The sequence below is a fragment of the Streptomyces deccanensis genome (genome assembly GCF_022385335.1).
Lineage (GTDB): Bacteria > Actinomycetota > Actinomycetes > Streptomycetales > Streptomycetaceae > Streptomyces > Streptomyces deccanensis.
The window spans coordinates 8,469,218-8,489,290 of the sequence record NZ_CP092431.1 but is presented as its reverse complement, the minus strand read 5'-3'; the positions used below and the strand labels follow the sequence as shown (position 1 = coordinate 8,489,290).

The window sequence follows — 20,073 nt, the reverse complement described above, 5'->3', positions numbered from 1 at the left end:
GATGCAGTTCGGACGCACCTACGAGGAGTTCGAGGTCGGGGCGGTCTACAAGCACTGGCCCGGGAAGACGGTCACGGAGTACGACGACCACCTCTTCTGCCTCCTCACCATGAACCACCACCCGCTCCACATGGACGTCAACTACGCCGAGAAGACGACCGACTTCGGCAAGAACGTGGTGGTCGGGAACTACATCTACTCGCTGCTGCTGGGCATGTCCGTGCCGGACGTCTCGGGCAAGGCGATCGCCAACCTGGAGATCGAGTCGCTGCGGCACGTGGCGCCGACCTTCCACGGCGACACGATCTACGGCCAGACGACCGTGCTCGACAAGTGGCCGTCGAAGTCGAAGAACGACCGCGGCATCGTGTACGTCGAGACCAAGGGCTACAAGCAGGACGGCACGTTGGTGTGCGTGTTCCGTCGCAAGGTCATGGTGCCCACCGAGACCTACATCAAGGAGCGCGGCGGCGAACAGCCGGGCCGCCCCGAGCTCAGGGAGCAGGAGAAGTAGCCATGGCACGACTCGCCCAGACCCACGGCCTCACGGACGTCCAGCAGGAGATCCTGTCCACCGTCCGGGACTTCGTGGACAAGGAGATCATCCCGGTCGCGACCGAGCTGGAGCACCGGGACGAGTACCCGCAGCAGATCGTCGACGGGCTCAAGGAACTCGGCCTCTTCGGCCTGATGATCCCCGAGGAGTACGGCGGTCTGGGCGAGTCCCTGCTCACGTACGCACTGTGCGTGGAGGAGATCGCCCGGGGCTGGATGTCCGTGTCCGGGATCATCAACACGCACTTCATCGTGGCGTACATGCTCAAGCAGCACGGCACCGAGGAGCAGAAGAACCACTTCCTGCCGAGGATGGCGGCCGGCGACGTCCGGGGCGCCTTCTCGATGTCGGAGCCGGGGCTCGGCTCGGATGTGTCGGCGATCACATCGAAGGCGGTCAAGGACGGCGACGAGTACGTCCTGAACGGTCAGAAGATGTGGCTGACGAACGGCGGAACGTCAACCTTGGTCGCCGTTCTCGTCCGAAGTGACGAAGGACACCCCGAGGGCACGGCGCCCCACAAGTCGATGACGACCTTCCTGGTCGAGAAGGAGCCCGGCTTCGGAGAGGTCCGCCCCGGCCTCACCATTCCCGGGAAGATCGACAAGATGGGCTACAAGGGCGTCGACACGACCGAGCTCATCATGGACGGACTGCGCATTCCGGCCAATCGTGTACTCGGCGGCACCACGGGCCGAGGGTTTTACCAAATGATGGACGGCGTCGAGGTGGGCCGGGTGAATGTGGCCGCACGTGGCTGCGGTGTCGCTCAGCGTGCATTCGAACTCGGTGTCCAGTACGCCCAGCAGCGCCACACTTTCGGCAAGCAGATCGCCCAGCACCAGGCGATCCAGTTCAAGCTGGCCGAGATGGCTACCAAGGTCGAGGCCGCGCATGCGATGATGGTCAACGCAGCACGCAAAAAGGACTCGGGCGAACGAAACGACCTCGAGGCAGGGATGGCGAAGTACCTCGCCTCCGAATACTGCAAAGAGGTCGTCGAGGACGCTTTCCGGATCCACGGCGGTTACGGCTTCTCCAAGGAGTACGAGATCGAGCGCCTCTACCGCGAGGCGCCGATGCTGCTGATCGGTGAAGGTACCGCCGAAATCCAGAAAATGATCATCGGTCGTCGACTGCTCGAAGAGTATCGATTCCAGGGCTAGTACGCGGTTGGTCCGGGGTCGGTTGTCTGGTTCGGGGTGTTTTCTTCGAGAAGAAGATCACACCCCGTCAGCACGCTTCGGTCGTCGACTCGGCTTCCTGGCTTGCCCAGTTGCGGTCCGCGACCGGTACGATCCCGTGAAAGCCGCCGTCCCCAGTCACCGCGCGGCATCATCCGCTACGAAGGTCATCCATGCCCCACAGCCAAACCTCTGCACCACGCGACAGCCTGGCAGGCGTACGTCTTGCGCGCGGAGCATCGCCGTGGCTTCTCCCGACCGTCGCCACCGCAGCACTCAGCCTCGCCCGTTCGCGCCGCTCCGGCGCCGCGCGCGCCGTGGCCGTACCCGCCACCGCGCTGGCGGCGGGCATGCTGTGGTTCTTCCGCGACCCCGAGCGTGAGATCGCCCAGGGCCGGGTCATCTCGCCCGCCGACGGAGTGGTGCAGAGCATCATGCCGTGGAAGGACGGCCGCACCCGCGTCGCGATCTTCATGAGCCCGCTCAACGTCCACGTCAACCGCGCGCCGCTCTCCGGCACGGTGACGTCGGTGGAGCACATCCCGGGTGGGTTCGTACCGGCGTTCAACAAGGAGAGCGAGAACAACGAGCGCGTCGTCTGGCACTTCGACACCGAACTCGGTGACATCGAGATGATCCAGATCGCCGGCGCCGTGGCTCGCCGCATCGTTCCGTACGTCCCCGAGGGCACCAAGGTCGAGCAGGGTGACCGGATCGGGCTGATCCGCTTCGGCTCCCGTGTCGACATCTACCTGCCCGAGGGTGTGGAGATCGACGTCGAGGTGGGCCAGAAGACCGTGGCTGGGGTGACTCGCATTGACCGTGATTGATCCGGAGACCCAACCCGGCCAGACCGGGGCCGGCTGGGTGCCCGACGTGGACGAGGTGGAGGACGACGCGGAGGAGATGCCGCTGTCGCTCCGCCTGTCGATAGCGGACACCCTCACGCTGGGCAACGCCACGTGCGGCTTCATGGCGGTGTACTTCACCACCACGGGCATCCTGATCCCGCACCTCACCGGCAGCCAGGAGTCGGGCATGGCCCGGCACAGCGCGGCCACCGCGGTGATCCTGATGCTGTGCGCGGCGATCTTCGACCTGTTCGACGGCCTGGTGGCGCGCAAGCTGCGCTCCTCGCCGATGGGCGCGGAGCTGGACAACCTCTCCGACCTGATCAGCTTCGGCCTCGCGCCGGCGTACTTCGTCCTCGTCTACGGCATGGTCGCCGACGACGCGCACCAGCGGGTGGCGGCGGTGGGGGCGATCGTCGTGCTGCTGGCCGTGGTGCTGAGGCTCGCGAGATTCTCCTGCGTCACGGTGAAGGACGGCACCTTCCAGGGCATGCCGTCGCCGTTCGGCGCGCTGACGGTCATCTCGATCGTGCTCCTGGAGCTGCCCTTCGTGGCGACGCTCCTGGCCATCGTCGGCGTCGCGTGGCTGATGGTGAGCCGTGTCGAGTACCCGAAGCCGCGTGGTCCCCTCGCGGGCGCGGTGCTCACCTGGATCGTCCTCGCCATGGGTCTCCTGGCGGCCTGGGCCTTCGACGCCCCCGGCGGTCAGCTCCTGCTCCAGACCGGCTGCGCGCTGCAGCTCGTCATGGGCGCGGTCATCCCGCTCTTCGCCACGGCACGCCGCGTGAACAACTTCCGCGACAACCGCCGCGAGGCACGGGCGACGCAGCCGTAACGCTCCGCTTGGAGAGCCCCGGGTCCGATCGGATCCGGGGCTCCTCGCGTTTCGGGGCGGGGTGCGGGTTCGGTGGGGGTTGGTCGCGCAGTTCCCGGCGCCCCTCAAAGGGGCCTGCGGCCCCTTGCGGGACGAAAGCATGGGGCGCAGCCCCTGCTTTTCAGGGGCGCGGGGAACGGCGCGAGAACCCCCACCGATCCCGCACCCACCCACCAGCCCACCCCTGACCCCACCCCCGGCCACTCGGGGGCGAAGGGGCAGCGCCCCTGGGATGGGACGGGTAGGGGCGGAGGGGGCGACAGAGCCCTGATCAGGTGAGGAAGTCCTGCGCGATCCGTTCGGCGACGGCCTCGAGGATCGGCCCCGGATCGGCGAGGCACCGCTCCACGTCCGGCTCGACCTCGGTCAGGGGGTACGCCCGACGGATCCCGGCCTGCCCCAGCACCTCCGGTGCCAACGCCAGGCGGCCGCAGACCGCGACGACCTCCTTGCCGGCGGCGCGGGCGGCCGCGGCGACCCCGGCGGGGGCCTTGCCGTGCAGGGTCTGCTCGTCGAGGGAGCCCTCGCCGGTGATCACCAGCGTGGCCTTCTCCAGCGCCGACGCGAAGCCCAGGACGTCGAGCATGACCTCGATGCCGGGGCGGAAGCGGGCGCCGAGGACGAGGGCGCCGTAGCCGATGCCGCCCGCGGCGCCCGCGCCCGGCGCGAGGGCGTGCTCGGTGGCGCTCGGTCCGACCGTCTTCTCCAGGACGGCCGCGAAGTGCGTGAGGGCCGCGTCCAGCGTCGCCACGTCCTCGGGGCTCGCGCCCTTCTGCGGGCCGTACACGGTCGGCGCGCCCTTCGGGCCCGTGAGCGGGTTGTCGACGTCGCTCGCGAGGACGAGGTCGACCGCCGTGAGCCTCGCGTCGAGGCCCGACAGGTCCGCCGTCACCAGGTCGCGCAGGCCTCCGCCGCCGGGACCGACGGGCTCCCCCGCCGCGTCCAGGAACCGTGCGCCGAGCGCGGCGAGCATGCCCGCGCCGCCGTCCGTCGTCGCGCTGCCGCCGACGCCGAACACGATCGTGCGCGCGCCCGCGTCGAGCGCGGCGCGCAGCAGTTCGCCGGAGCCGTACGTGGAGGCCGTCAGCGGTGCGAAGACCCCGGCGGGAAGGCGCTGCAAGCCGCTCGCCTCGGCCATCTCCACGACGGCCGTGTCACCGCGCAGCGCGTACGCGGCGATGACGGGCTCGCCCAGCGGCCCGGCGACCCGTACCTCGCGGCGCTCGAAACCGGCCGCGACCGCCGCGGCCACCGTGCCGTCGCCGCCGTCGGCGACCGGCAGTGCCTCGACCTCCAGGTCGGGCCGGACCCGGCGCATGCCCGCCGTGACCCGCTCGGCGACCTGGACGGCCGTCAGCGTGCCCTTGAACTTGTCCGCGGCGATCAGCACCCGCGGGTCGGTCGCGTCCGTGTCGCCGGACATTCGCGTGTCGCCGGACGTGTTCGTGCCCCCGGACGTGTTCGTGTCCCCGGGCATGTCGATCCCGTCCACCGCGGCGTTCGCCACCTTGCGTTCCCCTCGCTCGTCGGGCCTTGCGCACGTCAAGGCAGTCGCGCCGCTGCGACCCTAACCGGCCCGGCCCCGGTACGTCATGCCCCGTCCCGCCCAGCGAACACCGACCCGAGCGGGTTCCGCCGGCCCCCGCCGGGCCGCCGTGCGCGGAATCGGGCGGAATCGGGTAGACCTTCGGACATGACGCCCACGACCACGACCCCCCTCGCGCCCCCGGTCGGTGCCGAGCTCGCCGACCGTGTGCTCGGGGGCTGGCTGGGCCGGATCGCGGGGAACATGCTCGGGAAGCCCGTGGAGCAGGGGGAGGTGTGGACGCGGGAGCGGATCGACGGCTATCTGCGGCGGGCCGGGGCCCTGCCGCTCACCGACTACCTCCCGGAACCGCCCACCGAGAGCGACGGGCGCGCGCTGCGGCCGGAGTGGCGCGACTGCGTACGCGGCCGGATCCACGGCAGCTGCCGCGACGACGACGTGGACTACGCGATCCTCGGGCTGCACCTGCTGGAGACGCACGGCTTCACGTTCAGTACCGAGCAGGTCGGTGACCTGTGGCTGCTGCGGCTGCCGTACCTCCAGACGTTCACGGCGGAGCGGGCGGCCTACCGCAACCTCGCGAGCGGACTGAAGCCGCCGCTGACGGCAACCTACGACAACCCGTACCAGGAGTGGATCGGCGCCCTCATCCGTGCCGACGTCTTCGGCTGGACCTCCCCGGGCCTGCCCCGGCGCGCGGCCTCGCTGGCCCGGCGCGACGCGGTGCTGTCGCACACCGGCAACGGGGTGTACGGGGCGATGTGGGCGGCGGCCCTGATCGCCGCGGCGTTCACGGCGCCGGGGGCGCGGGCGGCCCTGGACGAGGCGCTCGCGGTGGTCCCGGCGAGCAGCCGTCTGGCCCGGACCGTGCGGCGGGTCGTGTCGCTGCACGAGGCCGGACTCGCCTGGGAGGAGACGCTCACGACGGTGGGCGAGGAGACGGCCGGGCTCGGCTGGATCCACGTCGTGCCGAACGTCGCCGTGCTCACGGCCGGGCTGCTCTACGGCGACGGCGACTTCACCCGCACCCTCGCGCTGACCGTCCGCGGCGGCCTGGACACCGACTCGAACGGGGCCACCGCCGGTTCCGTGGCCGGGGTGCTGTGCGGGGCGGAGGCGATCCCGGACCGGTGGAAGGACCCGTTGGAGGACACCGTGCGCAGCGCCGTGTTCGGCTTCGACGGGGTGCGCGTCAGTGAACTCGCGGAGCGCACGGTGCGGTTGGCGGAGTCCTTTGCCTCCTGAGCGCCGGCCCTTCCGCTCCCCGAGCGCCGATTTCCCGCCTTCGGGGGCCGTCTACGCTGTGAGGATGACCACTTTGGACTTCGCCGCGTACATCGCGAGCCTGCCCCGTGTCCTCGCCGGTGCCGCCGCGCTCTTCCGGGACGCCGAGGGCCGTGTGCTCCTGGTCGAGCCCAACTACCGCGAGGGATGGGCGCTTCCGGGCGGGACGATCGAGTCGGACGACGGCGAGACCCCGAGGCAGGGGGCGCGGCGCGAGACCCTGGAGGAGATCGGGCTGGACATCGAGCCGGGACGGCTGCTCGCCGTGGACTGGGTGCCCGGGGTGGGGCGGCCGCCGCTGGTGGCGTACGTGTACGACGGCGGGGTGCTCGACGAGGAGGATCTGAAGCGGATCCGGTTGCAGGAGGAGGAGTTGCTGTCGTGGCGGCTCGTCCCGCGCGACGAACTTCCCGCACATCTCCTGGGGCAGCTCGGCCGGCGGGTGCTCGCCGCCCTGGACGCGCTGGTGGAGGGCACGGGACCGGTCGAGTTGGAGAACGGCGAGCGGGTGGCCTGAACCGTCGAGGATCGGCCACCAGCGGTGTCGTTCCGTCGCCGCCCGCCGTTGACAGGAGTCAGCTGACATCGCGTCAACTCACCTTGTACGGAACGTGAAGTGCGTGAACCTTCCACTTAATGGAAGTTTAAAGCGCTGGCTCAAAACGCTGCCCGTTGGTCACTCCAGCATCTAGGCTGACGCCAACCCCGTCCGAGCGATCGCCCCTCGTCGCCTCGCTCGACCACCGGGGCAGCACTCGGGACACCCGTGACCGGCGGCCCGGGAGCGGGCCGTGGCGCCGGGAGATCCGGAGCCCCTGGGGGAACGGTCACCGGGAGCCGCCCGGAGCAGTCGGTCTCCCCCCCACCTGCGGGCCGATTCGCCCGTCCTCACCGAACAGGCAGCTGAGGTCATGGAACCACTGGGCTCAGACGATCCCGAGGAGCTAGGTCCCTACCGTCTCGTGGCACGGCTCGGCGCAGGAGGGATGGGACGGGTCTATCTGGCGCGCTCCCCTCAGGGGCGGACCGTCGCGGTCAAGGCCATCCGTCCCGAGCTGATGGGGGACAAGAACTTCCGCATCCGCTTCCGTCGCGAGGTGGAGGCCGCCGGGGCGGTCGGCGGCAGATACACGGCGCCCGTGGTCGACGCCGACCCCGAGGCGCCCATCCCCTGGCTGGCCACCGACTACATCGCCGGCCCCACCCTGGCCGAGGCGGTGGCCGCGCACGGCCCGCTGCCGGTGGAGTCGGTGCTCGTGCTGGGTGCCGGCATCGCCGAGGCGCTGATCTCGGTCCAGGCGGCCGGGCTGGTGCACCGCGACCTGAAGCCCTCCAACGTGCTGCTCGCCGCCGACGGCCCGCGCGTCATCGACTTCGGCATCGTCCGGGCGAGCGACGGCTACGACCTCACCCGCTCCGGGGCGCTCTTCGGCTCTTTCGAGTACATGTGCCCCGAGCAGGCCACGGGCGAGCCGCTGGGCCCCGAGGGGGACGTCTTCTCGCTGGGCTCGGTGCTCACGTTCGCGGCGTCCGGGCACGCCCCGTTCAGCGGCAGCGCGGCGGCCACGCTGCTGTACCAGGTGGTGCACAGCGCACCCGATCTGACGGGTGTGCCCGAGCCGCTCGACAAGATCATCAGCCTCTGTCTCACCAAGGACCCCCGGCTGCGGATCACCCCGGACAAGCTGGCCGCCGCCTGCGCGCCCGGCGGGGTGGAGCAGCTGGCGGCCGACGGCTGGCTGCCGCCGTCGGTGACCTCCTCGATCGCCCTGCGCGCGGCGGCCGTACAGACCCTCGACAGCGGACCTGACGGTCCGGTCGTCCTGCGCTCCACCGAGTCCGACCACGAGCGGGACGCGTACGACTTCCAGCAGGAACGTCTCACCTACACGCCCCGGCCGGACCGGGCCACGTACGGCGCGGGGCGGGGGCGCGCCGCGTACGGCTTCGAGGGGGCCGAGGCGCCCCCGGGCACGGACGGCCCGTCGACCCTCGGCACGGACGCCTCGTCGACCCGCGACTCCGGCGGCCCGTACGACGGCTCCGGCCACCCGGGCCGAGGAGCCGAGGTGCCGCCGACCGACAGGGGCGGCATGGGCGGCGGGTACGGCGTGGGCGACGGCGCGGACCGGACCGGCGGCGAGTCGCCGTCCGCAGCCGTGCCCCCCGCGGGCGCGGAGCCCTATTCCGCCCCCGAGGAGCCGGAGCCGTACCGTGCCTCCGGGCACCGTCGTGCGGTACCGCGGCCCGGTCCGTCGCGGCGCACGGTCCTGACCGTGTCGGCGGGTTCCGCCGCGGCCGCGGTCGGCGCCGGTCTGGTGCTCAGCCGCCGCAAGGAGCCGAGCGTGCGGTCCCTGGAGCCCGCGGGCCCGGCCCCCAAGCCGCTGTGGACCTACCGCGGCGGCCCGCTGCTCCAGGCGCCCGCCGTCTTCCAGGACGGCGCGGCCCTGGTGAAGACCCGCCCGGGTGACCTGGTCTGTCTCGACCTGAAGGACGGCACCCGGCCCAAGTGGGTCTACGAGGGCATCAGCCAGTCGCCCACCCCGGCCGTGCTGGCCTTCGACGCGGCGATCGCGCTCGGTGAGGGGTCGACGGTGATCGGCGTCGACCCGGTCGACGGAACGGAACGTTTCACCATCGACTTCGGCCCGGACTTCCGCTTCACCACACTGCTCGGCGCCGTCGACGACCGGGCCATCTCCGTCATCGGGGTCCGGCTCCGGCGCGAGTCCCAGGAACAGGGCGTCGCGACGTCCACGGACACGGTGTTCGGTGTCGACCTCGCGGCCCGCCGCGCCGAAGTGATCCCCATCAGCCCGGAGGACGTCGGCATCAAGCTGGCGCCGGTCATCATCCCCGGCTATTTCGTCTACGCCGACGGACTGCGCAACGTCACGGTCCGGGACACCGAAGGCTCCGGCGTGCTGTGGCGCCACCCGGTCGGCTACGACCTGCGGCCGGGGCTCGCCGTGATCAACGGCACGGTGTTCGCCATCGGCCGGGAGCTGAAGGCCCTGGACCTCGGCACCGGCGGACTCCGCTGGCGGGTGAGGCCCGAGCGCGGCATGTTCGCGTCCCTCGGCGGCTACGGCAACACCGTCTACGTCACCGGCACGGACCCCGCCGGTGTGTACGCGTTCAACGCCGGTACCGGTGCCCGCCGCTGGTTCTGCCCCACCCCACGCCTCAACATCGACCAGCCGGTCACGGCGGGCCCCGACGCGGTCTACGTCCCGGCCTACAAGAACAAGAACGGCATCTACGCGATCGGCGCCGCAAAGGGCCGGCTCCTGTGGAACTTCACCGACGGCCTGGAGACCGGCGTCAACGACTGGCAGCTCGCCTGTGACCACAGCGGTGTCCTGGTCGCCCAGCACTACGACCGCACCTACGGCCTGCCCGCCCCCTGACCCCGCCACGCCGATATCCGCTCGCCCCGGCGGGACGGCCGACCTACCCTCGCCCCATGAACAAGCCCCTCGTCGCCCTGCTCAGTGGCGCAGGCATCTCCACCGACTCCGGCATCCCCGACTACCGAGGCCCGAACGGGCTGTGGCGGCGGGATCCGGAGGCCGAGAAGCTGGTGACGTACGAGTACTACATGGGTGATCCGGAGATCCGCCGGCGCGCGTGGCAGATGCGGCGGCAGAACCGGACGCTGCGGGCCGAGCCGAACGTGGCGCACCGGGCGGTGGCCGAGCTGGAGCGGTCCGGGGTGCCGGTGCGGGTCATCACACAGAACGTGGACGGGCTGCACCAGCTGGCCGGGATGCCGGCCCGCAAGGTGCTCGAACTGCACGGGTCCGCGCGGTCCGTGGTGTGCGTCGGGTGCCACGCCCGGACGCCGATGGAGGACGCGCTCGCCCGTGTCGAGGCCGGTGAGGAGGACCCGCCGTGCCTGGAGTGCGGGGGCGTGCTGAAGTCCGCCACGGTCATGTTCGGCGAGCGGCTCGACCCGGTGGTCCTCGGTGAGGCCGTCGCGATCACCAAGGCCTGCCAGATCTTCATCGCCGTCGGGAGCAGTCTCCAGGTGCAGCCCGCCGCCGGGCTCGCCGGCGTCGCCGCCGATCACGGGGCCCGCCTGATCATCGTCAACGCCGAGCCGACCCCGTACGACGAGCGGGCGGACGAGGTCGTACGGGAGCCGATCGGGACGGCGCTGCCGGAGGTGCTGCGGGGGATCCGCGAGGCGAGCGACTGAGGGGACGGTGTTGCGGGACCCTTCAGTAGACCCGTGGGCCCGGGCCGCTCAGAACAGTGCCGTGCCCCGCTCGAAGTCCAGCAGGCGCTGTTTGCGCTCCGTGCCGCCGCCGTATCCGGTGAGGCTGCCGTCGGAGCCGACGACGCGGTGGCAGGGGACGATGATGCCGACGGGGTTCCTGCCGTTGGCCAGACCGACCGCGCGGGACGCCTTGGGGTTGCCCAGGGCGCCCGCGAGTTCGCCGTACGAGCGGGTCTCGCCGTAGGGGATCCGGACGAGCTGTTCCCAGACCTGCCGTTGGAACGGGGTCCCCGCCAGCCGGAGTTCGAGGGTGAACACCTTCAACTCGCCCGCGAAGTAGGCCGCCAGCTGTTCCCGGGGCTCGGCGAAGGCCGTGTCGTCACGTGCGCCGAAGTTCTCCTGCGGCGGGCGGTGACGCTGCTCGGTCATGTAGAGGCCGCACAGCACGCCGTCGTCGGCGACGAGGGTGAGGGGGCCGTAGGGGCTGTCGACGACGGTGTGCCGCTTCTGCTGCTTCATGGGTGGGTCCTCTGAAGGTCAGACGGGAAGGAAGTTGATGGGGTGGCTGTCCGTCGCCCAGAGGTACTGGACCGCGTACGCCCGCCAGGGCCGCCAGGCCTCGGCCCGCGCCGCGAGGGCGGCCGGGGTGGACGGCAGGCCCAACTCCCGTGCCGCGCGCCGGATTCCGAGATCACCGGCGAGGAAGGCATCCGGGTCGCCGAGGGCACGCATGGCGATGACGTCGACGGTCCAGGGGCCGAACCCGGGCAGCGCGAGCAGCCGGGCCCGGGTCTCGGCCCAGTCGCTGTCGACGCCCAGGTGCAGTGTTCCTTCGGCGAGTTGCCCTACCAGGGTGGTGAAGGTGTTCCGGCGGGTGCGCGGCATCGCGAGGGTCTCGGGATCGAGGGCCGCCAACGCCTCGGGGGACGGGAAGAGATGGGTGAGGCCCCCTTCCGGATCGTCGACCGGTTCGCCGTGCGCGAGGACCAGCCGGGCCGCGTGGGTCCGGGCGGCGGCCGTGGAGACCTGCTGGCCGAGCACCGCGCGTACGGCGAACTCGGCCTCGTCGACGGTCCGCGGCACCCGGCGCCCGGGCGCCTTGTCGACCAGGGGCGCGAGCAGGGGGTCGGTGCGCAGCTGCTCGTCGACGGCGACCGGGTCGGCGTCCAGGTCGAGCATGCGGCGGCAGCGGCTGATGGCGACGGGCAGGTCGCGCAGGTCGCCGAGGGTGAGCCGGCAGGCGATGTGGTCGGGCTCCGGGGCGAGGGCGACGATGCCGTGGCCGTAAGGCAGCCGGAGCGTGCGCCGGTACGCGCCGTCGCGCCACTCCTCCACGCCGGGTACGGCGGTCGCGGCGAGGTGGCCGAAGAGGTTGTCGGGGTTGAGCGGGGCCCGGAACGGCAGCCGGAGGCTCAACGCCCCGGAGGTGCCGGGCGAGTCGGAGCGCTGCCGGGCCGACCGTGCGGCCCGCTCGCGCAGTTCGCTGGGCGACAGCGCGAAGACCTCCCGCACGGTGTCGTTGAACGTCCGGATCGACCCGAACCCGGCGGCGAACGCGATCTCGGCCATCGGCAGCGCGGTCGTCTCGATCAGCAGCCGCGCGGTCTGCGCCCGCTGGGCCCGGGCGAGCGCCAGCGGGCCCGCGCCCAGCTCGGCCAGCAGCTGCCGCTCGACCTGCCGGGCGCTATAGCCGAGCCGCCGTGCCAGTCCCGGCACGCCCTCCCGGTCCACGACCCCGTCCCCCACGAGCCGCATCGCCCGCGCCACGAGGTCCGCCCGCTGGTCCCACTCCGGTGATCCCGGGCTGGTGTCCGGGCGGCACCGCTTGCAGGCCCGGAAGCCGGCCTGCTGGCACGCCGCCGCGCTCGGGTAGAAGGTCATGTTCTCCGCCTTGGGCGGCACCACCGGGCAGCTGGGCCGGCAGTAGATCCGTGTGGTCACCACGGCCGTGAAGAACCAGCCGTCGAACCGCGCGTCCTTCGACCGCACGGCCCGCACACACCGTTCCGTGTCCGCGTACATCCCGTTCCGCATGCCTCAAGCATCGGGGAGCCGCGAACGGAGGGCTGGCGGAAATCCGACATCAGCGTGGGTTGACCTGCGACCACCGGAAGCCCCCCGCCACCCTGAAGGGGCGCGGGGAACTGCGCGACCAGCCCCCACGGACCAGCAGCCGCCGGACGACGGACAGCCCCTCCCCCTCAGGCGCCCTCAACCCCGCGCGGCGCGCCCCCACGCCGCCTCCCGCAGCAACCGCAGCCCGTTCAGGCCCACCAGCACGGTCGACCCCTCGTGCCCGGCCACCCCGAGCGGCAGCGGCAGATGCCCCACCAGGTCCCACACCACCAGCACGGCGATGCACACCCCGGCGATCACCAGGTTCTGCACGACCAGCCGCCGGGCCGCCCGGGACAGCCGCACCACCGCCGGGATCGCACGCAGCTCGTCGCGCACCACAACCGCGTCCGCGGTCTCCAACGCCAGATCGGAGCCGGCCCGGCCCATGGCCACCCCGGCGTGCGCGGCGGCGAGCGCGGGCGCGTCGTTGACCCCGTCCCCGACGAACAGGACCTTCGCGCCCCCGTTCTGCAGCTCCCGTACGGCCTCCACCTTGCCGTCCGGCAGCAGCTCGGCCCGCACGTCGTCGATGCCGGTGTCCGCCGCCACCCGGGCGGCGGCACGCGCGTTGTCCCCGGTCAGCAGGACCGGCGACGCACCGGTCACGGCGGTGAGGGCGGCCACCGCGGCGGGCGCGTCATGACGCAGCCGGTCGGCCAGGGTGAGCGTCCCGACGGCGACCCCGTCCCGCTCGACGAGCACGGTCGTCCCTTCGGCGACCGCCCTGTCGGCGAGGGCCCCGCCGGCGCCGGTCCCGTCGGCGGGAGCCCCGTCGCCGAGGTCGCCGCGCTCCCCCGCCCGCCCCACGGTCACCACGTGCCCCTCGACCGTCGCCCGCACGCCTCGGCCCGGCGTGGCCACGAAGTCCTCGGCGGCGGCCATCCGCACCCCCCGCGCCCCGGCGGCGGCCACCACCGCGCGGGCCAGCGGATGTTCGCTCGGGTACTCGGCGGCCGCGGCCAGCGCCAGCAGCCCGTCCTCGTCGAACCCGGAGCCCGGCAGCGGTCGTACGGCGACGACCTCGGGCGTGCCCTCCGTGAGCGTGCCGGTCTTGTCGAGCGCGGCGGCGTCGATCTCGCCCAGCCGCTCCATCGCGACGGCGGACTTCACGAGGACGCCGTGGCGGCCGGCGTTGGCGATGGCGGACAGCAGCGGCGGCATGGTGGCGAGGACGACCGCGCAGGGCGAGGCGACGATCATGAAGGTCATGGCGCGGAGCAGCGCGGCCGTGAGGTCCTCGCCGAAGGCCAGGGGGACACCGAAGACGGCGAGGGTGGCGACGACGACCCCGACGGCGTACCGCTGTTCGATCTTCTCGATGAAGAGCTGGGTCGGCGCCTTGGTGCGCGAGGCCTCCTCGACGAGGCTCACGATGCGGGCGATCACGGAGTCGGCCGGGTCCCGTGCGACGCGGACGCGCAGCGCTCCCGTGCCGTTGAGGGTGCCCGCGAAGACCTCGTCGCCGGGTGCCTTGGGGACGGGCAGCGGTTCGCCGGTGATGGTGGCCTGGTCGGCCTCGCTCTCCCCCTCCAGGACCCGCCCGTCGGCGCCGATGCGCTCGCCGGGGCGGACCAGCACCACGTCACCGACGGCGAGTCGGTCCGTCGGCACGGTCTCCTCCGTCGTCCCGTCCGGCGACAGGCGGGTGGCGGTCGTGGGCGCGAGATCGAGCAGACCCCGCACGGAGTCCGCGGTGCGGGCGGTGGCCAGGGCCTCCAGGGCGCCGGAGGTGGCGAAGATGACGATCAGCAGAGCGCCGTCGAGGACCTGGCCGATCGCGGCCGCGCCCAGCGCCGCGACGATCATCAGCAGGTCGACGTCGAGGGTCTTCTCGCGCAGTGCCCGCAGCCCTTCGAGGGCGGGCTCCCAGCCGCCGGCCGCGTAGGCGACCACGTAGAGCGGGCCGTACAGCCAGGCGGAGACCCCGGCCAGGTCCAGGGGGAACGCGAGCAGGAAGGCGAGGGTCGACGTCAGTGCCCAGCGGGCCTCGGGGAGCGCGAGGACGCGGGTGCGGCGGCGGGGCGCCGTCGCGGCGGACGGTGGGCGGACCGGGGTGGGGGTGAGGGTGGTGGCAGACACGCGGCACACCATACAGGAACACATGAAGACTCATTCATGCCTTCATGTGCGATGAGTAAGATACTCGCCATGGGTCATGGAGCCGTCACCGCAGCGCAGAACGCCACGCAGGACGCCGCTCGTGTGCGTCTGGACGCGGCCAATGTCGCCAAGGTGGCCACCACCCTCCAGGCCCTCTCCACTCCGTCCCGGCTGCTGATCCTGGCCCGGCTGCGCGAAGGGCCGCTCCCGGCCACCGAGTTGGCCGCCGAGGTCGGGATGGAGCAGTCCGCCTGCTCCCACCAGCTGCGCCTGCTGCGCAACCTCGGCCTGGTCGTGGGCGAGCGCCAGGGCCGTTCGGTGGTGTACGCGCTGCACGACCACCATGTCGCCGAACTGCTGGACCAGGCCGTCTATCACGTCGAGCACCTGCGACTGGGACTCAGCGACGCGCCTGACGGGGACTGAGGCGGCGGGCGGGACCGGTCGGGCAACGGGACCCGGTGAGGTGGCGCGCCGAGGAACGGCACCGCCCCGGCCGGTGGCCGGGGCGGGTGTTCGACTCGGGTGTCCTGGCTTGGGTCACGCCGCCGGAATCGCCGGGAGCGTTGTGGCGGGCAGGCCGCCGAGCAGCCCACCGAGCAGGCCGGTGACCAGGCCGAGCACGGGCTGCAGGAGACCGGTGACGACTCCGAGGACCGGGCCGAGCAGACCGGTCACGGCACCCAGGACCGCACCCAGGTCGAGCGAGGTCAGCGCCTTGAGCAGCGCGTCGACGGCGGCCTGCAGCGCGGCCAGCAGATCCGCGACCGGGTCGGCCGCCGCGGCGGCGCGGTCGGAGCCGGCCGGGGCCGCCGCCTCGATCTTCTGCAACCGCTGCTGAACGGTGGCGTGGGCGGTGCGCAGGGCCGCGACGTGCCGGGCCGCCTCGGCGGTGTCCAGCTGGTCGGCGTCCAGCTTGGCGATGGTGGTCATCTCGCCCAGCAGCGGGGCGAGCACGTCGTTCTGGTCCATGCGGTCGAGCAGCTCCAGCTGGTCGAGCAGGTCGTCGACGTCGGTGCCGACGGCGTCGGTCTCCGTGGCCGTGCCCGTCGCCGTGCCCGTAGCCGCTTCCGCGGCCGCGTCCGTGTCGGCGTCGAGGTCGGCCAGCAGCGCGTCCAGGTCGCTCTCGAGCTTGTCGAGGAGCGCCTCCATGTCGGCGATCTCCTTGTCGACGATGGCGTCCGCCTCCGCCTCCTCCTTGTCCACGAGCGCGTCGATCTCCTTCTCCAACGCGTCGAAGAAGGCGTCCAGATCAGGTTCGGGAACCGCGGCGGCGCGGCTCGCGGCACGGTCCGAGGCGGTTCGGCCCGCGTCGACGGCCGCGGTGGCGGTACCGACCGGCCCGAAGACCAGCGCCCCGCAGACCAGAGGTGACAGGAGAAGAGCACGGGAGACGAGGGCGCGCATGCACGTTCCTTTCGAAGCAGCTGTCCTTGCGCTCACCGTGAGAGGCGCCACGACGCGCCGCAACCGAGCACAACGCCCCGGCCGAACCCGACGACCGACCACGCCGACGACCCTGACCAGCGTGTTTCCCACGACGGACCGCTCCGTACGGCGCCGTTCGGCTCGCTTTCGCCGTTCGTCCGTCAGAGTGCGCGAGGGCGACACGCCGGGCCGCGTCCCGCCCTGGAGCCGGTGTCAGCCCGTCTGTTCGGCGAAGGCCCGGTACGCCTCGTCGTCGAAGAGGACGAACCTGACCTCCTCGACCGAGGTCTCGGTGGAGCGGACCGTCTCCACGGCGATGCGGGCGGCGTCCGCCATGGGCCAGCCGTAGACACCGGCGGAGACGGCCGGGAAGGCGACGGTCCTGGCTCCCAACTCGTCGGCGACACGGAGGGACTCGCGGTAGCAGGAGGCGAGGAGGGCGGAGCGGTCGAGGCTCTGGCTGTGGACGGGGCCGACTGTGTGGATGACCCAGCGCGCGTCGAGGTCGCCCGCCGTGGTGGCGACGGCCTGACCGGTGGGAAGGCCCTTGCCGATGGGGGTCCCCCCGCTCGAGCGAAGCCGAGAGTGGGGGAGCGAGGCACGGAGTTTGCGGCAGTCGGCCAGGATGGCGGGGCCGCCGCGCCGGTGGATGGCGCCGTCCACTCCTCCCCCGCCGAGGAGGGAGGAGTTCGCGGCGTTGACGATGGCGTCGACGGACTGCTCGGTGATGTCGCCCCGGACGAGGGTGATGGTGGTCATGCCCGCCTCTATACCAGCCGACGGGACGAGCGGGCCTCCGATTTCGACCGACGCCGTGACGGGCGGAACCGGCCGCGGGGCCGGGCGGGACTGGCCACCGGGACGGGCCCGCCCGCCTGCGCGCCGGGGGCGAAAGTCGGGATCAGGACCCGGCGCGCAGGCGGGTGTGGTCGGGCAGCTCCATCATCAAGAACTGGCCCGGAGCCCGGGGTGGCGACTGCGGGCGGAAGCCGGGGGGGCCGTCGCGGGTCGGGTCGGCGCTGAAGCGGGGGTCGGCGAGGACCGCGCGGGCGTCCTCGTGCCGGGTGATCAGCCAGGGGCTGTTGTCACCCCAGATCGTCACCCGCCGGATCGGCTCCTCGTCACGCCACTTGGCGTACTCCGGCGACGGGTCGAGCAGTGGACGGAGGGGCGGGAGGGGAAGGTGGGGCGTCATGCGTGCGGCTTCTGTTCCGTCAGGCCGGCGAGGCCCAGCAGCAGGGACTTGATCTCGGTGGCGGCGTACGCCTCCCGGGCCGGCTCGGGCGCGAAGCAGAGCAGGACGGGACCGTCGTCGGGGTCGGCGGGGAGGCGGCCGTGGCTGCCCCGGACGCCGGCGGGGTTCAGCGGCACCGTGCTGATGCGGTAGCGGAAGCCCAGTTTCTTGCGGGCGACCTGGCCGACGGCGCGCAGCTTCACCGCGGGGACGGTCTCGTCGTAGAGCAGCTCGGCGGGGTCGTAGCCGGGCTTGCGGTGGATCTCGACCTGGCGGGCGAAGTCGGGGGCGCGCTCGTCGTCGAGCCAGTAGTAGTACGTGAACCAGGCGTCCGGGTCGGCGACCGCGACGAGTTCGCCGGAGCGTTCGTGGTCCAGGCCGTGCGCGGCCTTGCCCTCGGCGTCCAGCACCTCGTCCACGCCGTCGAGTCCGGCCAGCAGCTCGTCGACCTCCGCGGTGTCGGCCGGGTCCCGGACGTACACGTGGGCCACCTGGTGGTCGGCGACCGCGAAGGCGCGTGAGGTCCAGGGGTCGAGGTACTCCATGCCGTCCTGCGTGTGCACCTGGAGCAGTCCGGCCCGGCGCAGGGCGCGGTTGATGTCCACGGGGCGGGAGACGGGCGTGATGCCGTATTCGCTGAGCGCGACCACCGTGGCGCCCTCGCGCTGGAAGTGGTCGAGCAACGGGCGCAGCGCGTCGTCGAGTTGGCGGGCGGCGCGGATCGTGGCGGGCGAGTCCGGGCCGGATCGTTGCGGCTCGTAGTCGAGTTGGGGGAGGTAGACGAGGGTGAGGTCCGGGTCGTGCTCGTCGAAGACCTGGCGTGCGGCGCCCAGGATCCACTGGGTGGAGGGCATGCCCGCGTTGGGGCCCCAGTAGGTGAACAGGGGGAACGGGCCCAGGCGGTCGGTGAGTTCGTCGTGCAGGGTGGGCGGCCAGGTGTAGCAGTCGGGTTCCTTGCGGCCGTCGGAGTAGTAGACCGGGCGCGGGGTGACGGTGAGGTCGACGTCCGCCCCCATCGCGTACCACCAGCAGATGTTGGCGACCTTGTAGTCGGGGTCGGTCCTGCGGGCGGTCTCCCAGATCTTCTCGCCGCCGACGAGCGCGTTGTGCTGGCGCCACAGCAGCACCTCGCCGAGGTCGCGGAAGTACCAGCCGTTGGCGACCGCGCCGTGCCCGGTGGGTGGTTCGCCGGTGAGGAACGTGGACTGGACCGTGCAGGTCACGGCGGGCAGGACGGGGTCGAGCCGGGCCCGGAAGCCGCGCTCGCCGAGGGCGGCGACGGCGGGCATGTGGGCCAGCAGCTTGGGGGTGAGACCGACGATGTCGAGGACGACGAGCCGGTGGGATCGGGTACTCATCGCAGGTGCTCCTTGTTGCCGGGCCGAAGGCTCATCGCTGCTTCTCCTCGAAGGGGGCCGGGGCCGGTCGGGGGCTCCCGGTGGGGCGGTCGCGGGCTCGTCATCGGTCGTCCTTGAGGCCGAGGTCGGTCAACCGGTCGCGGGCCCAGGCGAGTTCGGCGGCGATGCCGCCGGGCAGGTCCGTGGGCGGTTCGGGGAGGACGGACCAGGTGTAGGTCTCGACCTCGATGTGGTCGCAGTCCGCCGAGGGCCCGCCGAGGAGTCCGGCCAGGACCCGGACCAGCTGGTCGGCGGTGGTGCGCAGCGGCGGTTCGGGGTCGGCGTGCAGCGGTGCGTGGAAGTGGACGCGCCAGGGACCGGTGTCCGTGGGCAGCCCCCCGTCGAGCGCGTCCGGCAGATCATCGACACCCCGCACCTCCGGAGCCACGAACCCGGCCACCGCCCGCCCCTCCGGCGTACGCGGCTCCCCGCCCGTCCCCGCGATCGCCGCCGTGCGCGTCTGGTGCAGGAAGCGTGGTTCCGCGAGGCGGCGGAGGGCCGTGCGGGCGGTGGGGGCGGCCGGGTCGGCGGCCTCGATCGCGCAGGACGCCTGGAGCTTGACCACCGGCAGCCCGGCCTCGGCGAGGCGGCGCAGGGCCGCGCCGGGTTCCTCGAACTGGACGGCGAGATGGCAGGCGTCGAGGCAGACACCGAGTCGTTCGGGGTCGAGGCCGCGCAGTTCCCGTACGGCCTGGGCGGTGGTCTCCACGACGCAGCCGGGCTCCGGTTCGAAGCCGACGCGGACGCGGCGCCCGGTGTCCGACTCGATCGTGGCGAGCCCGGCGGCGAGCCGGTCCAGGGCGCGGCGCGCCGTGTCGGCGCGCTCCGGCGGCCAGGGCGTGCGCCAGGCCAGCGGCAGGGTGGAGACACTGCCGCGTTCCGCGTCGTCGGGCAGGAGCGCGGCGAGGACACGGGCGCAGTCCAGGGTGTGCGTCAGGCGGGCCTCGTCCGCCCAGTCGGGGAGGTAGACGTCCTTCTTGACCACGTCGCGGTGGAACCCGGCGTAGGGGAAGGCGTTGAGGGTGACGGTCTCCAGGCCCCGGGCGTCGAGTTCGCCCTTGAGTCGCGCCAACTCGCCCGGTTCGGCGGTCAGGCGGGCGACCACGTCACGGGCGAGCCAGAGCCCGATGCCGAGCCGGTCGACGCCCAGCCGCTCCCGCACCGGTTCGGCGTGGTCGGCGAGCTGCGCGAGGACGCCGTCGACATCCTCCGCCTGGTGGACGTTGCTGCAGTAGCCGAGGTGGACGGCGGTGCCGTCCGGGTGACGGAAGCGCATGGG

18 protein-coding genes are annotated in these 20,073 nt (G+C 72.5%); 9 read left to right on the top strand and 9 right to left on the bottom strand.

Annotation, left to right across the window (positions count from 1 at the left end; all coding sequences use genetic code 11):
* Window position 1 precedes the first annotated feature (1 nt).
* The 4 genes from L3078_RS37515 (at window position 2) to pssA (ending at window position 3,426) form a co-directional block, all read left to right on the top strand.
* The gene (locus L3078_RS37515) at window positions 2-514 is read left to right on the top strand and encodes a MaoC family dehydratase (RefSeq protein WP_033529825.1); all 513 of its coding nucleotides are present in this window, start codon (window positions 2-4) and stop codon (window positions 512-514) included.
* Between the two features lie 2 nt (window positions 515-516).
* Entirely contained in the window at window positions 517-1,722 is a 1,206-nt protein-coding gene (locus L3078_RS37510) for an acyl-CoA dehydrogenase family protein (RefSeq protein WP_239758476.1), read from the top strand.
* Window positions 1,723-1,913: 191 nt separating this feature from the next.
* On the top strand, window positions 1,914-2,570 hold the full coding sequence (locus tag L3078_RS37505; protein WP_239758474.1) for a phosphatidylserine decarboxylase: 657 nt from the start codon (window positions 1,914-1,916) through the stop codon (window positions 2,568-2,570).
* A gap of 37 nt (window positions 2,571-2,607) precedes the next feature.
* Window positions 2,608-3,426, top strand: a complete 819-nt coding sequence (pssA, locus tag L3078_RS37500) for a CDP-diacylglycerol--serine O-phosphatidyltransferase (RefSeq protein ID WP_239760629.1) — start codon at window positions 2,608-2,610, stop codon at window positions 3,424-3,426.
* Window positions 3,427-3,736: 310 nt separating this feature from the next.
* On the opposite strand, the gene L3078_RS37495 is transcribed toward pssA, so the two are convergent.
* On the bottom strand, window positions 3,737-4,888 hold the full coding sequence (locus L3078_RS37495; protein WP_239760628.1) for a glycerate kinase: 1,152 nt from the start codon (window positions 4,886-4,888) through the stop codon (window positions 3,737-3,739).
* 270 nt (window positions 4,889-5,158) lie between these two features.
* On the opposite strand from L3078_RS37495, the gene L3078_RS37490 reads away from it, so the two are divergent.
* From L3078_RS37490 to L3078_RS37475, 4 genes are all read left to right on the top strand, one after another.
* The gene (locus L3078_RS37490; protein WP_239758472.1) at window positions 5,159-6,256 is read left to right on the top strand and encodes an ADP-ribosylglycohydrolase family protein; all 1,098 of its coding nucleotides are present in this window, start codon (window positions 5,159-5,161) and stop codon (window positions 6,254-6,256) included.
* A gap of 64 nt (window positions 6,257-6,320) precedes the next feature.
* Window positions 6,321-6,812 carry an NUDIX domain-containing protein gene (locus L3078_RS37485; RefSeq protein ID WP_239758470.1) on the top strand — a complete coding sequence of 164 codons (492 nt, stop codon included), beginning with the start codon at window positions 6,321-6,323 and terminating at the stop codon, window positions 6,810-6,812.
* Between the two features lie 469 nt (window positions 6,813-7,281).
* Entirely contained in the window at window positions 7,282-9,705 is a 2,424-nt protein-coding gene (locus tag L3078_RS37480; RefSeq protein ID WP_239758468.1) for a protein kinase domain-containing protein, read from the top strand.
* A gap of 56 nt (window positions 9,706-9,761) precedes the next feature.
* Window positions 9,762-10,496, top strand: a complete 735-nt coding sequence (locus L3078_RS37475) for an SIR2 family NAD-dependent protein deacylase (protein ID WP_239758467.1) — start codon at window positions 9,762-9,764, stop codon at window positions 10,494-10,496.
* Window positions 10,497-10,544: 48 nt separating this feature from the next.
* Here L3078_RS37475 and L3078_RS37470 read toward each other — a convergent pair whose 3' ends face one another.
* The 3 genes from L3078_RS37470 to L3078_RS37460 form a co-directional block, all read right to left on the bottom strand.
* The gene (locus tag L3078_RS37470; RefSeq protein WP_239758465.1) at window positions 10,545-11,036 is read right to left on the bottom strand and encodes a methylated-DNA--[protein]-cysteine S-methyltransferase; all 492 of its coding nucleotides are present in this window, start codon (window positions 11,034-11,036) and stop codon (window positions 10,545-10,547) included.
* Window positions 11,037-11,054: 18 nt separating this feature from the next.
* Window positions 11,055-12,551, bottom strand: a complete 1,497-nt coding sequence (locus L3078_RS37465) for an AlkA N-terminal domain-containing protein (protein WP_275593198.1) — start codon at window positions 12,549-12,551, stop codon at window positions 11,055-11,057.
* Between the two features lie 177 nt (window positions 12,552-12,728).
* Window positions 12,729-14,726, bottom strand: a complete 1,998-nt coding sequence (locus L3078_RS37460; protein ID WP_239760625.1) for a heavy metal translocating P-type ATPase — start codon at window positions 14,724-14,726, stop codon at window positions 12,729-12,731.
* A 57-nt stretch (window positions 14,727-14,783) separates the two neighbouring features.
* On the opposite strand from L3078_RS37460, the gene L3078_RS37455 reads away from it, so the two are divergent.
* Window positions 14,784-15,161, top strand: a complete 378-nt coding sequence (locus tag L3078_RS37455; RefSeq protein WP_239758463.1) for an ArsR/SmtB family transcription factor — start codon at window positions 14,784-14,786, stop codon at window positions 15,159-15,161.
* Window positions 15,162-15,275: 114 nt separating this feature from the next.
* Here the strand turns inward: L3078_RS37455 and L3078_RS37450 are convergent, their stop codons facing one another.
* From L3078_RS37450 to eboE, 5 genes are all read right to left on the bottom strand, one after another.
* Window positions 15,276-16,142, bottom strand: coding sequence for a hypothetical protein (locus L3078_RS37450; protein WP_239758460.1), 867 nt, complete (start codon window positions 16,140-16,142; stop codon window positions 15,276-15,278).
* A 234-nt stretch (window positions 16,143-16,376) separates the two neighbouring features.
* Entirely contained in the window at window positions 16,377-16,922 is a 546-nt protein-coding gene (locus L3078_RS37445) for an O-acetyl-ADP-ribose deacetylase (RefSeq protein WP_239758458.1), read from the bottom strand.
* A gap of 142 nt (window positions 16,923-17,064) precedes the next feature.
* Window positions 17,065-17,358, bottom strand: a complete 294-nt coding sequence (locus L3078_RS37440) for a hypothetical protein (protein ID WP_239758456.1) — start codon at window positions 17,356-17,358, stop codon at window positions 17,065-17,067.
* The gene (locus tag L3078_RS37435) at window positions 17,355-18,755 is read right to left on the bottom strand and encodes an alkaline phosphatase family protein (RefSeq protein ID WP_239758454.1); all 1,401 of its coding nucleotides are present in this window, start codon (window positions 18,753-18,755) and stop codon (window positions 17,355-17,357) included. Before L3078_RS37435 ends, L3078_RS37440 begins: the two co-directional genes overlap by 4 nt.
* 100 nt (window positions 18,756-18,855) lie before the next feature.
* Window positions 18,856-20,070 (bottom strand): metabolite traffic protein EboE, encoded by a 1,215-nt coding sequence (gene eboE, locus L3078_RS37430; protein ID WP_239758453.1) that lies wholly within the window; start codon window positions 20,068-20,070, stop codon window positions 18,856-18,858.
* Window positions 20,071-20,073 lie beyond the last annotated feature (3 nt).